This is a genomic window from Ensifer sp. CCNWLY38 (genome assembly GCF_037120565.1).
In the GTDB taxonomy this organism is placed as follows: Bacteria; Pseudomonadota; Alphaproteobacteria; order Rhizobiales; family Rhizobiaceae; genus Ensifer; species Ensifer adhaerens_H.
In genome coordinates this window covers 214,214-228,725 of record NZ_JBBBBO010000002.1, presented here as the reverse complement: position 1 = coordinate 228,725, position 14,512 = coordinate 214,214, and the positions used below count along the sequence as shown (strand labels likewise).

General features: G+C 61.7%; 18 protein-coding genes and 1 pseudogene. 11 read left to right on the top strand and 8 right to left on the bottom strand.

Annotated elements, in window-relative coordinates:
• Positions 1-171 precede the first annotated feature (171 nt).
• The 6 genes from V7S54_RS05370 to V7S54_RS05345 form a co-directional block, all read right to left on the bottom strand.
• Positions 172-2,220, bottom strand: a complete 2,049-nt coding sequence (locus tag V7S54_RS05370) for a vWA domain-containing protein (RefSeq protein WP_065376545.1) — start codon at positions 2,218-2,220, stop codon at positions 172-174.
• Positions 2,217-2,744, bottom strand: a complete 528-nt coding sequence (locus V7S54_RS05365; protein WP_065376546.1) for an RNA polymerase sigma factor — start codon at positions 2,742-2,744, stop codon at positions 2,217-2,219. The genes V7S54_RS05370 and V7S54_RS05365 overlap by 4 nt, the downstream gene beginning before the upstream one ends.
• An 80-nt stretch (positions 2,745-2,824) precedes the next feature.
• On the bottom strand, positions 2,825-3,574 hold the full coding sequence (locus V7S54_RS05360) for a phosphodiester glycosidase family protein (protein ID WP_065376547.1): 750 nt from the start codon (positions 3,572-3,574) through the stop codon (positions 2,825-2,827).
• Positions 3,575-3,651: 77 nt separating this feature from the next.
• Positions 3,652-4,179: a hypothetical protein gene (locus tag V7S54_RS05355; RefSeq protein ID WP_336408420.1), complete on the bottom strand. Its 528-nt coding sequence runs from the start codon at positions 4,177-4,179 to the stop codon at positions 3,652-3,654.
• A gap of 262 nt (positions 4,180-4,441) precedes the next feature.
• Positions 4,442-5,146, bottom strand: a complete 705-nt coding sequence (locus V7S54_RS05350) for a 4Fe-4S dicluster domain-containing protein (protein WP_065376549.1) — start codon at positions 5,144-5,146, stop codon at positions 4,442-4,444.
• Between the two features lie 107 nt (positions 5,147-5,253).
• Complete coding sequence (locus V7S54_RS05345) at positions 5,254-6,828, bottom strand: trimethylamine methyltransferase family protein (protein WP_065376550.1); 1,575 nt, start codon at positions 6,826-6,828, stop codon at positions 5,254-5,256.
• Between the two features lie 333 nt (positions 6,829-7,161).
• On the opposite strand from V7S54_RS05345, the gene V7S54_RS05340 reads away from it, so the two are divergent.
• Positions 7,162-7,860: a corrinoid protein gene (locus tag V7S54_RS05340; RefSeq protein WP_057254147.1), complete on the top strand. Its 699-nt coding sequence runs from the start codon at positions 7,162-7,164 to the stop codon at positions 7,858-7,860.
• Between the two features lie 120 nt (positions 7,861-7,980).
• On the opposite strand, the gene V7S54_RS05335 is transcribed toward V7S54_RS05340, so the two are convergent.
• A complete protein-coding gene (locus V7S54_RS05335; RefSeq protein WP_034788206.1) occupies positions 7,981-8,139 on the bottom strand; it encodes a hypothetical protein in 159 nt (52 codons plus the stop codon).
• Positions 8,140-8,178: 39 nt separating this feature from the next.
• On the opposite strand from V7S54_RS05335, the gene V7S54_RS05330 reads away from it, so the two are divergent.
• Positions 8,179-8,799 carry a DUF1638 domain-containing protein gene (locus tag V7S54_RS05330; RefSeq protein WP_065376551.1) on the top strand — a complete coding sequence of 207 codons (621 nt, stop codon included), beginning with the start codon at positions 8,179-8,181 and terminating at the stop codon, positions 8,797-8,799.
• A gap of 31 nt (positions 8,800-8,830) precedes the next feature.
• Here V7S54_RS05330 and V7S54_RS05325 read toward each other — a convergent pair whose 3' ends face one another.
• Positions 8,831-9,445 (bottom strand): LysE family translocator, encoded by a 615-nt coding sequence (locus tag V7S54_RS05325; RefSeq protein ID WP_065376598.1) that lies wholly within the window; start codon positions 9,443-9,445, stop codon positions 8,831-8,833.
• Between the two features lie 360 nt (positions 9,446-9,805).
• On the opposite strand from V7S54_RS05325, the gene V7S54_RS05320 reads away from it, so the two are divergent.
• The 9 genes and pseudogenes from V7S54_RS05320 to V7S54_RS05280 all read left to right on the top strand — a co-directional run bounded on the left by V7S54_RS05320 (position 9,806) and on the right by V7S54_RS05280 (position 14,507).
• Complete coding sequence (locus V7S54_RS05320) at positions 9,806-10,024, top strand: hypothetical protein (protein WP_058323210.1); 219 nt, start codon at positions 9,806-9,808, stop codon at positions 10,022-10,024.
• 118 nt (positions 10,025-10,142) lie between these two features.
• Positions 10,143-10,460 (top strand): hypothetical protein, encoded by a 318-nt coding sequence (locus V7S54_RS05315; protein ID WP_065376552.1) that lies wholly within the window; start codon positions 10,143-10,145, stop codon positions 10,458-10,460.
• 64 nt (positions 10,461-10,524) lie between these two features.
• Positions 10,525-10,809, top strand: a complete 285-nt coding sequence (locus V7S54_RS05310) for a hypothetical protein (RefSeq protein ID WP_065376553.1) — start codon at positions 10,525-10,527, stop codon at positions 10,807-10,809.
• A gap of 172 nt (positions 10,810-10,981) precedes the next feature.
• A complete protein-coding gene (locus V7S54_RS05305) occupies positions 10,982-11,485 on the top strand; it encodes a YciE/YciF ferroxidase family protein (protein WP_065376554.1) in 504 nt (167 codons plus the stop codon).
• A 46-nt stretch (positions 11,486-11,531) separates the two neighbouring features.
• Positions 11,532-11,906, top strand: a pseudogene (locus V7S54_RS05300) (DUF1638 domain-containing protein); the annotation flags it as partial.
• 209 nt (positions 11,907-12,115) lie between these two features.
• Positions 12,116-12,709, top strand: a complete 594-nt coding sequence (locus tag V7S54_RS05295; protein ID WP_065376555.1) for a hypothetical protein — start codon at positions 12,116-12,118, stop codon at positions 12,707-12,709.
• A 136-nt stretch (positions 12,710-12,845) separates the two neighbouring features.
• Positions 12,846-13,835, top strand: coding sequence for a CDF family Co(II)/Ni(II) efflux transporter DmeF (gene dmeF / locus V7S54_RS05290; protein ID WP_336408421.1), 990 nt, complete (start codon positions 12,846-12,848; stop codon positions 13,833-13,835).
• A gap of 27 nt (positions 13,836-13,862) precedes the next feature.
• Positions 13,863-14,138: a metal/formaldehyde-sensitive transcriptional repressor gene (locus tag V7S54_RS05285; protein WP_043619696.1), complete on the top strand. Its 276-nt coding sequence runs from the start codon at positions 13,863-13,865 to the stop codon at positions 14,136-14,138.
• A 72-nt stretch (positions 14,139-14,210) separates the two neighbouring features.
• Entirely contained in the window at positions 14,211-14,507 is a 297-nt protein-coding gene (locus V7S54_RS05280) for a hypothetical protein (protein ID WP_176707612.1), read from the top strand.
• The last annotated feature ends 5 nt before the right edge of the window (positions 14,508-14,512 follow it).

The following is a 14,512-nucleotide window of genomic DNA, read 5'->3' as shown; positions in this document are numbered from 1 at the left end:
GCAACCGCGAAGCTTCGTGGCGGGTTCAGCCCCCCGCATAGCAAAGTTCATGCGGGCTGAAACCGATGCGGCGAGTCCTTCTCCCCGCAGGCGGGGAGAAGGTGGCGGCAGCCGGATGAGGGGCTTCCCTCACCGCGTGATGAGGGGCAAATGCCCCAACCCGAGCCACCTTCAATTCCTCGAACCGCCGAGGCCCTTCGCCAGCCGCACCAGATTGACGAACTCGCTGCGATAGCCGAACGGGTCGGTACCCTTGGCAGCGGCGGCAAGATCAATGACCGCGTCATAGGAATAGTCGGCGAGTGCCGACGCGCCCGAGAGCTTCTGCCCGAAGGCAGCAACTGCGACGGAGAAGCGGACGTCGTTGGGCGCCTCAGCGAGCGCCGTCACTGCATTGGCCTCGGTCACCGGCGTGGTGATCAGCTCGCTTTTGTCGCCGTCAGGCTTCTTGTAACGGACCTTCAGGAAGGCGAGCTCGCCGCCATGCGGACTCGCTTCTGCCGCCGGCTTCTGTGCCTCCGCGTAGCGCAGGTCGTCGTTGAGAACCGCAGGGCTTCCCGTCGGCGTCACCTCGTAGATCGCCGTCACACTATGGCCGGAGCCGATGTCGCCGGCATCCACCTTGTCGTTGTTGAAGTCTTCACGCTTCAAGGCGCGCGTCTCGTAGCCGATCAGCCGGTATTCGGCGATCGCCGCCGGGTTGAACTCGACCTGCAGCTTGACGTCCTTGGCAATCGGGAACAACGACGAGCCAGCCTCCTCCACCAGCGTCTTCTGCGCTTCGGCAAGCGTATCGATATAGGCCGCCGTGCCATTGCCGTTCTGGGCGATCGTCTGCATCAGCGCATCGTTGTAATTGCCACGGCCGAAGCCGAGCACGGAGAGGAAGATGCCGCTCTTACGCTTGTCTTCGATCAGCCGCTTCAGGTCCTCGTCGCTCGACGGGCCGACATTGAAGTCACCGTCGGTCGCCAGCATGACACGGTTGACGCCGCCCTTGATGAAGGCTTTCTCGGCGAGCCCATAGGCCGCATCGATGCCCTCGGCGCCGGCGGTTGAGCCACCCGGCTGCAAGGTATCGATGGCAGCCAGGATCTTCGCCTTGTCCTTGACGGCGGTCGGCTCCAGCACCGTCCCGGCATTGCCGGCATAGGTGACGATCGAAACCGTATCCTCTGGCTTCAATCTCTCAACCAGCAGCCGGAAGGCGCCCTTCAACAGCGGCAGCTTGTCCGGCTCGTCCATGGAGCCGGAGACGTCGATCAGGAAAACGAGGTTTGCCTTCGGCGCTTGCGCCGGCACGACGTCGTAGCCCTTGATTGCCACATGCATCAGCCGCGTGCCGCCGTTCCAGGGCGTCGGCGTTACCGTCACCGTCGCCTTGAACGGCTCGGCTGCACTTGCCGGCCGTGGCCAATCATAGGGGAAGTAGTTGACCATCTCCTCGACGCGCACGGCGTCACGCTGCGGCATCTGCCCTTCCATCAGCGAGCGGCGGACGAAGGCGTAGGCTGCCGTGTCGACATCGACCGAGAAGGTCGAGACCGGGTCGGTCGCAACGCTTTTCACCGGATTGCTGTCGGCCTTGCCGAAGCGCTCACGGTTTTCCGGCAGTGCGGGGCGCATTTCCTCCTGAGGGACGGGCGCCGGCAGAAAGGTCATCTGCGGCTGAGCACCGCCGACGGCCGAGAGCGGAGCGGCACTGTCGGTCGCGACACGGTTGGCCATGGCGTCGGCTTCGGCGGCTGGCGCCGCAGCCTCGCTCTCCACCGAAGCGCTGGCGGGCGCCTCCAGGGTTTTAGCCTCCCGCTGGCGCGCGAGTTCATCTGTCGCTGCCTTTTTCGCCGCCACCTGCGGCTCGGCCTTTTGCCTTTCCACTTCCTTCTTCGCCTCGGCCTTCAGTGCGATCTCCTGCGCGCTCTCGCCGAAGGGCGCACCGTTGCGCGTCAGTTCCAGCGTCAGAAAGGCTGCGGCAGGCACGACGAGAAGTGTGGCGAGTGCCGAGCCGGCAAGCAGTTTCCGGTTCATGATGGGGCTCCATATCCGGTTCAAGATGGAGCTTTGACGACCCGGCTGAACCGATCCTTGGGTGGCAGTCGAATTTTCTTCTGCCGTATCGAAGGCCTGCATGGCCGCAGTGAGCGCGCGGGCGCGCGCTTCCGCAGAAGCCTTCGGCGGGGTAAGCCGGCCAAGCTTTTCGAAATCGTCGCTCATGGTCACACGGCCTCCTTGCCAAGCAATGTCGTCAGCCGCTTGCGCGCCTCATGCACATGCCAGGATATGGTTGCTTCCGAGCAGCCGAGCACGTCGGCGGCTGCCGCGTGGCTGAGCCCCTCGGCATAGACGAGCAGCACCGCGTCGCACTGCTTTTCCGGCAGCTCCCGCACCGCCGCCCACAGCGCCTCGCGCTGCGCCTCATCGGGATCCTCGGGCGGAGCGATTGTCGCCTGCTCGCTGGCATAGGCCTGCATGCGCCGGATATCGCGCACCTGCCGTCTCTTGTGATCGCGGGCGGCATTCAAAGTCAGCGTGTAGAGCCAGGTGCGAAACCGGCTGGTGCCGCGAAAGCCGCGGATCGCGGCGCCCAGGCGCAGGCACACGTCCTGGGCAATATCCTCGGCATCCGACGCGTTGCCGGACCAGCGCCAGGCGACCGCATGGACAAAATCATAGTGCCGCTCGACCAGCTGACCAAAAGCCTGTCGGTCACCACCTACCGCCTTTTCGACGAGTTCAGCGTCCAAATCCGTGCCCGCCCTCACCTCATTTGAACCTTAGACGTTGCAGGCTGCCGATTGCTTGGGTGGAAAACACACTTTTTCGATCAGCGTGGAAATTTTCCGACGACGGCGATCATCGGCCCCATCGGGAACAGCCGGTCGTGACGGTTGATCTCGGGCGCGTAGACGCTGGAAATCGTGCCGTCGAGGAAGAGCGCATTGGGGCAATCAAGCGTGTCACGAAAGAGCGTCGCGAAATCGTGGAAGCGCACCGGGCGCTTCGACACGACGAAGACAACCTCGCCCTTGTCCGTCACGCCGACGCCGTTGCGGGTCTTGAGGCTGGTGCTGTCGGGCAGAAAACGCGGATGCAGCTTGCCGTCGATCACCAGCATCGGCCCGGATTGGGTGGCGAAGCGCGGTGTGATCCCGGCATCACGATAGGCTTCCGCCGCCATCACGCCGGCCTTGCCGTCATCGACGTAGAACACTCCGTTCGGCAGCAGATGAAAATTGCCCCAGCCGGTATTGGTGTTGAGCGGCGCCTGCTCGCGCCCCTCCTCGATATGCAGGCCGACAGGCGACAGATCGTCGTGATACATGCCGCCGTTCATCGCAAACGCCATGTACTCCTCACGGTGGCGCAATTCGAGCGACAGCGCCCGGAAAGAGCGGAACGGCACGCCGGCCTGGTCCTTGTTGTAGAGGCGGATGTCACTCTCGGCGGGATCAAAGCTGCAGGCGACATAGTCCTGCCCGAGATGGCTGACGTCACGGCAGGCGCCAGCCGCAGGGCCGGCAAGGCCAGCTGACAGAACGGCACCGACGAGAATAGGTTTTGGAAAAAGCGGCATGGCAAAAGGTCCAATCGAATCAGCGACCAAGCATGACGGAGATTGCGGCGGTTCTGGTGCAAAACCACCGAAAGGCGTCAGCCGCTCGCGAGCAGCCCCATGGCAATCACAAGCCCGTAGCACCCGGCCGCGGCCGCCAGCCCGAAGATCACGCAGAGGCAGGCAAAGCCGCCGACACCTGCGAGCACATAGGATTTGGGATCGCGGTTCAGCACATCCTGCGACAGCGAAAGCAGCAGGCGCTTTTCCCTGAGCGTCGTTGCGAGCTTCACCGCATGGCGCTTCGCTTCCTTCTGCACCTCGCCGAAATTGTTGCCGATCGCCAGGAAAGTGAGAAACAGGCCAAGGGCGCTGACGGTCAGTGCGAATTTCCGGAGCAGGTCGATGGCATCGGGAAGGAAACCGCCCGAAAAGACCGAACGGTCCACCAGGGCATCAAAGCCGGTGATGCAGGCGGCAATGACGGCGGCGTGGCCGGCGCCGATCGCCAGCAGGCGCTTGAAAGCTTCCTCGAGGACCTGGCTGTTTGCGTCGTGGATGCTGTTAAGACGAGAGATCTGCGCTTCCACCTCCTCGCGCGAAAGGTGCGGAGGATAGTTACTCACGGATACGACTGGGCTGCCTCTCATACGATGGACTCCAACGCCACGCCGTCCAGATCGGTGTAAATTCGATAATATTATCTTTCCAAGACATCTCCAATTTTAGTCATTTTGGAGATTTCCACCATCTTTGCGGACAAGGAGGATAGCCGGATCGCCGAGATCACAGTGATTTTTGGGGCGCGCCTCCAAATCATAAACGCGATCGATTCTCGTAAGTTAGGGCGATGCGGCCGAAAGACCGAGACACTTCCCTCGTCCCACTCTAGAGGCTGAGGGCCGCCATGTGGAAGCGAAGCTGTTCCTGACGATAGCGATAATCCACCCCGACCGGACAGGCGTCGCGCGAAAGACAGCCGGCCGACAGGCAACCCGCCCTGCCCGCTTCGCTGCGCAGATGCCCGCGACAGAGGCCGATATCGAAGCGCTCTTCGGCAAGCGCATTTGCCGGACAGGCTGAGATGCAGGGCTTTGCGGCACAGCGATCGCAAGGATGCTCCGCCGCGCGCTCGCCGGTTTCGGGAAGCGGCCTGTCGAAGGCAAGCGCGCCGCGGTAGCCGTGCCAGAGCCCGTAACGCGGATGGATGAGGATGCCGAGCGGCGAAGGTTTCAGGCCCTCTGCCCGCATCGCCCATTGCTGGAAAGGCTGCCACGGCGGATCGGATGGGAAATAGGCGGTCGCCCCGCAGGCTGCGGCAACCGGCTCTATCACCGCCTTCGACCAGGTGTCGAGCGGATCGGCACCGCCACGATCCGGCAGGCCCGCCCGCCAGGCACTGAAGGCCCGCCAGAGCAAGCCGCCGATATTACCGATCAGCACCACGCCTGCCGCCGGTCGCCCATCGGCCAGCAGCGGTGCTGCCTCTGCGGAAGAGAAGTTCACCGTTCCGCGCAAAAAAAGTCCGTGCGGCGCCAGCGCCGCACGGACCATCTCGACAATCTTGTCCGCTGTCGCGGAAGGCGCCGTCATTTCGGTTTCGGCCCCTCTAGTTCGTAATGCGGGCGCCAGACCTCCTTCTGGATCATGTCGGCCACCTGCGCCGCGCCGCCTTGCTCCCTGGCTCGCTCGGGACCCTTTCAGGTGAAAGCGTCCGGCATCGAGTCCTTGCGGCTCGCGATATAGGCCTTGAGCTTTTCGTCGATATCAGGATCGAGATAAGGCGCCTCGTAGTGTTCCAGCCACGTGCGGGCGAGCGCATTGGCACGCTGCTCGATGCGCTTTTCGCCTTCCACTTCCCACTGCTCGAAGGAATTGTTGTCGGCGAGTGGCGAGCGATAGAACGCGGTCTGGAAGTTGGCCTGGGTATGGGCGCAGCCGAGATAGTGGCTGCCCGGGCCCACTTCGCGGATTGCGTCGAGCGCCTGGGCTTCTTCGGAGAGATCGATGCCCTCGGCCATCTTCTGCATCATGCCGAGCTGGTCCTGGTCGATCATGAATTTCTCATAGGACGAGACGAGACCGCCTTCGAGCCAGCCGGCGGCATGCAGCACGAAGTTGGTGCCGGCAAGCAGCGTCATGTTGAGGGTGCTCGCCGATTCGTGCGCGGCCTGCGCATCCGGAACCTTGGAGCCGCAGAGCGAGCCGCCGGTACGGAACGGCAACTTCAGGCGACGTGCGAGCTGGGCCGCGCCATAGGAGACCAGCGACGGCTCCGGCGTACCGAAGGTCGGAGCGCCCGACTGCATCGAGATCGAGGCCGCGAAGGTGCCGAAGAGCACCGGCGCGCCCTTGCGGATGAGCTGGGTGAAGGAGGCACCGGCGAGAACTTCGGCCAGAATCTGCGTCAGCGTGCCGGCAACCGTCACCGGGCTCATGGCGCCCGAGAGGATGAACGGCGAAAGCACGCAGGCCTGGTTGTGGCGGGCATAGACCTTCAGCGCGCCGACCATGGTCTCGTCGAAAACCATCGGCGAGTTGGCGTTGATGAGGTTCAGCGTGACGCAGTTGTTTTCGACGAACTCGTCGCCGAAGACGATCTTCGCCATGGCGATCGTGTCTTCTGCGCGCTCCGGCGCCGTGACCGAGCCCATGAAGGGTTTGTCGGAATATTTGATATGGCTGTAGACCATATCGAGGTGGCGCTTGTTGACCGGGATGTCGACCGGCTCGCAGACCGTGCCGCCGGACGAGTGCATCGACGGCGCCATATAGGCGAGCTTCACGAAATTGCGGAAATCCTCGATCGTCGCATAGCGGCGATTGCCTTCCAGATCACGCACGAAGGGCGGGCCGTAGACCGGCGCGAAGATCGTCGCCTTGCCGCCGACCTGGGCGTTGCGCTCCGGATTGCGGGCATGCCAGGTGAATTCAGACGGCGCCGTCTTCAGGAGTTCGCGGCAGAGACCTTTCGGGAAATGCACGCGCTGGCCGCGCACGTCGGCGCCGGCCTCTTTCCAGAGTTCGAGCGCCTCGGCGTCATCGCGAAATTCGATACCGATTTCCTCAAGAATCGTGTCGGCATTGCGCTCGATGAGCTGCAAGCCTTCTTCGTCGAGGACCTCATATTCGCGAATCTTGCGCTGGATATAGGGCAGAGACGGTCCCGGACCGCCGCCGGTACGCGACGCACGCCGTGCTGCCGCTCCCCGTCCCTCGCCACGCGAGCGGCGACCGCCGCCTTCACCCACGCCCTGATCTGTCACGTCGCTCATTCGCTTTTCCTCTCCCGCGCATCACTTTTTGCGCCTTCAAGCATCAATTGGTCCTAATGCTACCAAGCATAGGGGGCCTTGCGGGTCTCAATGCGCCAAGGAGTGGCGCAACTCGAACACTACCGAGAAGCGACCACAGGAGGCCAAAAACCGCGTGGCGCGAATATATTGTTTTTGTTAAGAATATGCAGGCGTCAAAAGAAGCTGCCCTCCCGTCGCTTTTTGTCATATGCGACGTCGCTTTCGAAAACAGATTTTTAGAAATCGACCGTTATGGATTGGTGGACGCGTGCTAAGTTTGCGCGACCGTGCCAGGAACCGAGGAACCCCAATATGGCAGACGATGAAATCATTCTCGAGGACCTTTCCGACGAAGAACTTGTGCAGCAGATGCACGACGACCTCTATGACGGCCTGAAGGAAGAAATCGAGGACGGGACCCACATCCTGCTCAAGCGCGGCTGGACGCCTTACGACGTCCTGACCCAGGCGCTGGTCGAAGGCATGCGCATCGTCGGTATCGACTTCCGCGACGGTATCCTGTTTGTGCCGGAAGTGCTCTTGTCGGCAAACGCCATGAAGGCCGGCATGACCATCCTGCGCCCGCTGCTCGCCGAAACCGGCGCACCGAAGCTCGGCAAGATGGTGATCGGCACCGTCAAGGGTGACATTCACGACATCGGCAAGAACCTCGTCGGCATGATGATGGAAGGTGCGGGCTTCGACGTCGTCGACCTCGGCATCAACAACCCGGTCGAGAATTATCTCGAAGCGATCGAGCGCGAGCAGCCGGACATTCTCGGCATGTCGGCGCTTTTGACCACCACCATGCCCTATATGAAGGTCGTGATCGACACGCTGAAGGAAAAGGGACTGCGCGACGACTACGTCGTTCTCGTCGGCGGCGCACCGCTGAACGAGGAATTCGGCAAGGCCGTCGGCGCCGACGCCTATTGCCGCGACGCGGCGATCGCCGTCGAAACCGCCAAGGACTTCATGAAGCGCAAGCACAACCGCCTGGCGGCCGGCTGAGCTTCGAAGGCCATGAAATGACGAATCCGGCCGCAGGGGTGAAATCCGCGGCCGGCTTTCTTATGTCTGGCTGGTTCGGCGTAGGTGACGGAGGCCGTGCCCAGTCGTTCGCCGTCAGGCTTAGTTGACGGAGTTCGCCACCTTCTTGCCGGCCGACTGTGTCGCGTTGACAGTGTTTGCAGTATCCTGCCCGATGCCGCGGATGGTGTTGCCGCAGGCGGTGAGCGTTGAGAGGGCGACGAGAACGGCGCCGACGGTTGCAAGGGTCTTTACTGTCATGGTCAGGTTCCTTCCCGCTGATAGCCACATGGAATCAAGATGGAAAAAGTATCGTCGGCAATAGAACGTGCACAACCGAAAAAAGTTCACGTGATCGGTTGTGGCGCCATCGCGCGCGAAATCCTGGCGATCTGCGAGGCAAACGGGCTCGCCCATATCGACCTCAACTGTCTGCCCGCCATCTGGCACAACACCCCGGACAAGATTACCCCCGGTGTGCGTGATGCCATCGCCAAGGCGCGCGCCGAAGGCTTCGAGCGCATCTTCGTCGCCTATGCCGACTGCGGCACCGGCGGCCATCTCGACCGGTTGTGCGAAGAAGAAAAGGTCGAGCGCATCCCCGGCCCGCACTGTTACTCCTTCTTTGCCGGCAACGAGGATTTCGCCCGCCGCTGGGACGACGACATAACCGCCTTTTTCCTGACCGACTTCCTCGCCCGCCAGTTCGAGGCCTTCGTCATCGAACCGCTCGGCCTTGATCGGCATCCGGAGCTGAGGGACATGTATTTCGGCCATTACCGCAAGCTGGTCTATCTCTCGCAGCAGGAGGATCTGGCCCTGCAGGAGAAGGCGAAGAAGGCGGCGAACTATCTCGGGCTTGAATACGAATATCGCTTCACCGGTTACGGCGATCTGGCGACGTCGCTGATCAGCGCATGATGGAACGGCGGCCGAAGTGGCCGCGGCAGATCTAGCTGCGCGCGGCGATCACGAGGCCGGTGGCAATCATGGCGCTGCCGGCCACCCGGTTCAGCGCCCGGACCGCCCGGGTGGTGCGGAACCACCGTGACGATGCCGCAGACAAGAGCGCATAGCCACCCATCGTGACAACATTGACCGCGAAAACGACGGCAAGCACCGTCCCGATCCCGAAGCGATCAAGGCTTTCGAGGTCGAGGATCAGCGGCATCAGGCTGGCATGAAAGAGGATCGCCTTCGGATTGCCGAAGCCGATGGCAGCGCCAAGCGCCAGCGAGCGCATCCATCTGCGCTCGCCCGATGCCACCTCCGCCTCAACCGTCGCAGCCGCGCGCCACATCCGATATCCGAGGAAAATCAGATAGCCGGCGCCAGCATATTTGATGGCAAGAAACAGCCAGCCGAACGTCTGTGCAATGACCGTGAGGCCAGCAAGCGCGACGCTTACGAGCACCATATCGCTGAGCGCGATACCGAAGCCACAGGCCAGCGCCGGGCCAACACCACGGCTGATGCTGGTGGAAATGACCGCGAACATGGCAGGCCCCGGAGTGACCGCGGCCAGGAACAGTGCCAGAGCATAGGTGGAGATAACAGCAAGGGTCATGGGTAAGGCCTGGGGAAAATTCATCGATCCAAGCATATAGGCACAATCTCTCGATCTACACAAATAGACAAACACACAAACAATTTGGATACTACACGCATATACAACGACATGCGCAAGACAAACCGAAACAATCTTCAAGAGAAGAAACACTCGAAAACATATCTCGAGAAAAACCAGGTCTCACGATCTGTAACTATTCAATTTAAATCTCGTCGACTTCAGAATTTATTTTGGAACCATGTGCGCTCCACCTCGTTTAGCTACCAGATCATATCTCCAACCGTGACGCTTCCTCTGCCGCCTGACAATTGGCCGTCTTTGCGCCAAGCACCGATCCAACACGCGGGAGCGTCTCCAGTGACCAGGCATTTCAAGTATGACAAAGAGGCCCTGCTTCGTGGCTGGGACGCAGTCTACGATCTCGAAGAGTTCATTCTGGCCTATCGCCTGCCACCGCTTGCCGCGCGCGAAATCTTCGCAAAGGCCGGCCCCCGCCGGCTCGATCTGGCAAATGCGATGGACGCACGAGACATAATGGCGCCCCGGGACCAGTCGAAACACACTCAAGGTGCTTGAGTGAAGTTCGTTGCGCTGGCGCGACAACGCGTGCAGGGTGCTCCATCGACAGCGATTGAAGCGGGCGCTGTCGCAAACAGGCCTTTCCGTGCCTGCGCCCCAACCAAAGGAGGACGTAATGTCTTCCAGCAATCCAGAACACTATCTTGATTCAGATGACCTCAGCCTGTTGGTCGAGGTGCTTACCGTTGCCGGTTTCTACGGAACAACAGCGACGGCAGATCCGGCCGGACGGCTTGCCGCGGCACGCTTCCTGATGACTGCTCTCGAAAGCGGCATCGACACCAGCGCGACGCTCGCCGCAGCACTTGCAGAGCGTGCGGATGCCTCAAACGGCGCACATCAGACGCCGGCACAGTTGAAAGCTGAGGCGATTGACCGATGGGATGACGAAGGCGGCGCCGTTTCGGATGTCGTCGCCAAGCCTGCGGCCTGACCGCCGCTTGCGGCTAACCGATTGATCGCGTGCGCTATTCCGGCGCCGGTGAAGGGAGAATTCGATGTACACGCTGCCCAACCTGACGGGCCATAATCTCAGCCCCCACGACATCGTGGTGGTCCGGAGGGTTTTTGAGGCGACCTGCTCGAAAAAGCGTCCCGGCGACCATGCCGACCGCCTGGCCAGATTCATTATGGATGAGTTTCGGTTCGGCAATACCGACGAGGCTTCGCTCCTTGAATGTGCCCTATGGTATGAAACACGGGGCATCTTGCCCGAGGCGAAGCGCGACTCCATCGTTGACATGCGAACAGCATTGCCCCGAGAGAACCACCACCTCGGCTGAACACAGGCAACAGATTTACGGTCGAGACGCTCAATAGTCACACTATCCGTCGAGCTGTGACCGCCATTCCAACCGTCCGATCTCTGCTATCTGGCCGCCGCTCACGGGCACCAGCACGGCCAGGCGCGTCGCCTGGAACATGACAGTGAGCCCTCGAACAACAGGAGCCATCATGGCCAAGGACATCAAGACACTGGACGTGCTTTTTCACGATACGTTGAAGGACGTCTACTTCGCCGAGAACAAGATCGTCGACACACTGCCAAAGATGCGCGATGCCGCCAAGAGCAAGCCGCTCAAGGACGCGTTTATCAAGCATCTCGCAGAGACAAAGGTCCATGTCGAGCGGCTGGACGAAGTGTTCAAGATCATCGGCAAGAAGCCTGAAAAGAAGACCTGTGACGCGATCATGGGCATCACCAAGGAAGGCGCCTCGATCATGGAAGAGTATCAAGGCTCGCCCGCGCTCGACGCCGGACTGCTTGCAGCCGCACAGGCTGTCGAACACTACGAAATGTCACGCTACGGCACGCTGAGGACCTGGGCGCTGGAGCTGGGCATGAAAGACGCCGCCAAGCTGCTTCAGACGACGCTCGACGAAGAGCAGGCGACGGACATTGCCCTGACCGCGATCGCCACCAAGGTCGTCAATCAGTCCGCCGAAAAAGCGGCCTGACGCAAACACCAGCCCGGCTTGATCCTTTATCGAGCCGGGCGAAGGCTGCGGTTCCGGCGGCCATCTCGACCGGTTGTGCGAGGAGGAAAAGGTCGAGCGCATCCCCGGCCCGCACTGTTACTCCTTCTTTGCCGGCAACGAGGATTTCGCCCGCCGTTGGGACGACGACATCACCGCCTTTTTCCTCACCGACTTCCTCGCCCGCCAGTTCGATGCCTTCGTCATCGAACCGCTCGGCCTTGATCGGCACCCGGAACTGCGGGACATGTATTTCGGCCATTACCGCAAGCTGGTTTACCTCTCGCAACAGGAAGACAAGGCTTTGCAGGAGAAGGCGAAGAAGGCGGACTATCTCGGTCTCGAATACGAATACCGCTTCACCGGCTACGGCGATCTGGCGACTTCACTGCTGAGGGCGTGAGGCGGAGGCGCGAGGACGCATGCGACTTGTCACGTATGGCGAACGGTGTCGCAGATTGAGCCATCCCACGTCGGCCCCGGTAGCGCGCATTTACTCTATCGGCTGATTGGGCGTCCCGACCGGCACGCGCACCCCGATGGCCCTTCCCGCATAGGACAGAACGCTGCACAACCTGCTGGCTGCAACCGCTGACCACAGGATTGCCCGTCATGAGCGCACTGCTTCCCGCCGAACTCGCCTGGTATGTCACCGGTCGCTTCTACGAGGCGAACGACGGCACGTTGGCCGACTACGGCTATTTCCTGCACCTGCCTTTTCTTGATGCGCGGATGTTTGACGGTGAACCGGGCGAAACGACCGCCCATTTCACCTTCGCGGCAAAACCGTTCAAGGCGCAAGCGGCGGCAAACGGTGTCTTGTCTCTCGGCCTCGACCCGGTCGGCGAATTTTCGCTCTATCTTCAGCGCAAGCCGGTTGGAACCTTCGATGACCCCGCCTCCTTCGCCAAGGGAGAATGTATCGGCACGTTCCGGCGGACCAGCCTGGTTGTAGGAACCACGGTCTCCGACACCACTGGCGGGACGACGGCAGCACTGTTCGGCACCAATGTGTTTTCGGCCCGCCTGATCGCAAGCGCACCGTTCGATTTCAGCGGTCGCCGCCACGATGTGGCACACTATCTCGGCGCTGGCATCACGCAATTCGGCACGTCCGCCGCCACGCAGATCGAGCCGACGCCGGCGGGCTACAAGCGGGTGCTGCCGTTCACGGGCTCGGCCGTCGCCCTCGGTCGAGCCGGCTAGAGCCGATCACGGCCCCGGAAGCGCCCGGCGCCCTCTTCCCGCCAACCACAACCGCCCACGGAAGGGCTGCGGAACAGAGCACTTTACGACGTGCTCAATATAGGGTACCCCCCTATATAATATTGGAGCCTGCGGCATGAGCAATCACCAACACGACCATCATCACCATCACAGTCACCACGGGCATTCGCATGGCGAAGGACGCGTGCTCGCGGCGCGCCACGATCACGTCTTCCTCGGCGGCAATCACGAGCGCAACGAGCGGCGCACCTGGATCGTCATCGCGGTCACCGCAACGATGATGGTGATCGAGATCGCTGCCGGACAGCTCTTCGGGTCGATGGCGCTCGTTGCCGACGGCTGGCACATGTCGACTCATGCCGCTGCGATGCTGATTGCCGCACTCGCCTATCTCTATGCGCGCAAGCATTCGAACAACCGCCGTTTCACCTTCGGCACCGGAAAGCTTGGCGACCTCGCAGGCTTCTCCAGCGCCATCGTTCTGGCGCTCATCGCGCTGCTGATCGGTTGGGAAAGCCTCCAGCGCCTGAGCGCACCTGTCAGCATCGATTTCAGCGAGGCCATTCTCGTCGCCGTCGCCGGCCTCGTCGTCAACCTGGTCTGCGCCTGGCTGCTGAAGGATGATCACGGCCATCACCATCACGACCACCATGGGCATCACCACGGACACCATGGCGGGCAGGATCGAAATCTGCGCGCCGCCTATCTACACGTCCTCGCCGATGCGCTGACCTCGGTTCTCGCGATTGTCGCTCTCGGTCTGGGTGCGATCTATGGCTGGCTGTGGCTCGATCCCGCCATGGGTATCGTCGGCGCAATCGTCATTGCGCACTGGTCCTTCGGTCTCATCCGCGACACCGGCGCAACCCTGCTGGATTATATTCCCGAGGGCGAAGACCTGCCCGAAGAAATCGGCGAGATCGTCGCCAAGGAAAATGCCGAGATCGTCGATCTGCACGTCTGGCAGCTCGGACCGGGTCACCACGGGGCGATCGTCTCGATTGTTGCCGACAACCCGCGGGCACCGTCCTATTATCGCGAGAAGCTTGCCGCCATTTACGATTTGTCGCATGTCACCGTGGAGGTGGAAGCACGGGCCGCATAGTGACGGCGCCCGAAACCGGAGTGACCGATGACCCATACCATCCGTGAAAAACAGAAGCTCATCAACCGGGTCCGACGGCTCCGGGGCCAGATGGAGGCGGTCGAACGGATGCTCGAGGAAGAAAAAGGCTGCGCCGAAGTCATGCAGGTGATCGCCGGCATCCGCGGCGCGGTCAACGGCCTGATGGCGGAAGTTGTCGAGGACCACATCCACATGCATCTGGCCGCGGCCGACCTGTCGCAGAAGGATCGGGATGAAGCCGCGGCGGAACTGGTGGACGTGGTGCGCGCCTATATGAAATAGGCTGGGCCAAAGGACGCCGCTTTCGACCGCCGAAAGCAGCGGCAATCCCCGCCGCGGCCCCAGATTTCGCGCGTGGCGACTGCCACCTATGCCAGCTACTTCAAATATCTCGAAACGATCCATAGCTGGCTAAAGGACAACGGCGTCGAGGACGCGAAGGGCCGTGACTATGTGGCTTCGCTGTTTGGGGCCTTGGGACAGGCACCGGAAACGACACCGGATGCCAGCTTCGCGCATCTCGCTCAGGACTACGCGACCCGCGGCGGCATCAACGAACAGGTGCTGCGAGAGTTGACGGAGCACGGGACGTTCGAGCGGTTCAAGGGAAGCCTCGGCGGTATTCACCGCCGCATCACTGCGGCGTCGTGAGCCGG

What these genes read in the sequence shown, in the direction of transcription:
- V7S54_RS05360 (WP_065376547.1), bottom strand. Translation starts at nt 3,574, where the DNA reads ATGCCGCTTTTTCCAAAACCTATTCTCGTCGGTGCCGTTCTGTCAGCT.
- V7S54_RS05350 (WP_065376549.1), bottom strand. Translation starts at nt 5,146, where the DNA reads ATGACGGCGCCTTCCGCGACAGCGGACAAGATTGTCGAGATGGTCCGT.
- V7S54_RS05345 (WP_065376550.1), bottom strand. Translation starts at nt 6,828, where the DNA reads ATGAGCGACGTGACAGATCAGGGCGTGGGTGAAGGCGGCGGTCGCCGC.
- V7S54_RS05340 (WP_057254147.1), top strand. Translation starts at nt 7,162, where the DNA reads ATGGCAGACGATGAAATCATTCTCGAGGACCTTTCCGACGAAGAACTT.
- V7S54_RS05335 (WP_034788206.1), bottom strand. Translation starts at nt 8,139, where the DNA reads ATGACAGTAAAGACCCTTGCAACCGTCGGCGCCGTTCTCGTCGCCCTC.
- V7S54_RS05330 (WP_065376551.1), top strand. Translation starts at nt 8,179, where the DNA reads ATGGAAAAAGTATCGTCGGCAATAGAACGTGCACAACCGAAAAAAGTT.
- V7S54_RS05325 (WP_065376598.1), bottom strand. Translation starts at nt 9,445, where the DNA reads ATGACCCTTGCTGTTATCTCCACCTATGCTCTGGCACTGTTCCTGGCC.
- V7S54_RS05315 (WP_065376552.1), top strand. Translation starts at nt 10,143, where the DNA reads ATGTCTTCCAGCAATCCAGAACACTATCTTGATTCAGATGACCTCAGC.
- V7S54_RS05310 (WP_065376553.1), top strand. Translation starts at nt 10,525, where the DNA reads ATGTACACGCTGCCCAACCTGACGGGCCATAATCTCAGCCCCCACGAC.
- V7S54_RS05305 (WP_065376554.1), top strand. Translation starts at nt 10,982, where the DNA reads ATGGCCAAGGACATCAAGACACTGGACGTGCTTTTTCACGATACGTTG.
- V7S54_RS05295 (WP_065376555.1), top strand. Translation starts at nt 12,116, where the DNA reads ATGAGCGCACTGCTTCCCGCCGAACTCGCCTGGTATGTCACCGGTCGC.
- dmeF (WP_336408421.1), top strand. Translation starts at nt 12,846, where the DNA reads ATGAGCAATCACCAACACGACCATCATCACCATCACAGTCACCACGGG.
- V7S54_RS05285 (WP_043619696.1), top strand. Translation starts at nt 13,863, where the DNA reads ATGACCCATACCATCCGTGAAAAACAGAAGCTCATCAACCGGGTCCGA.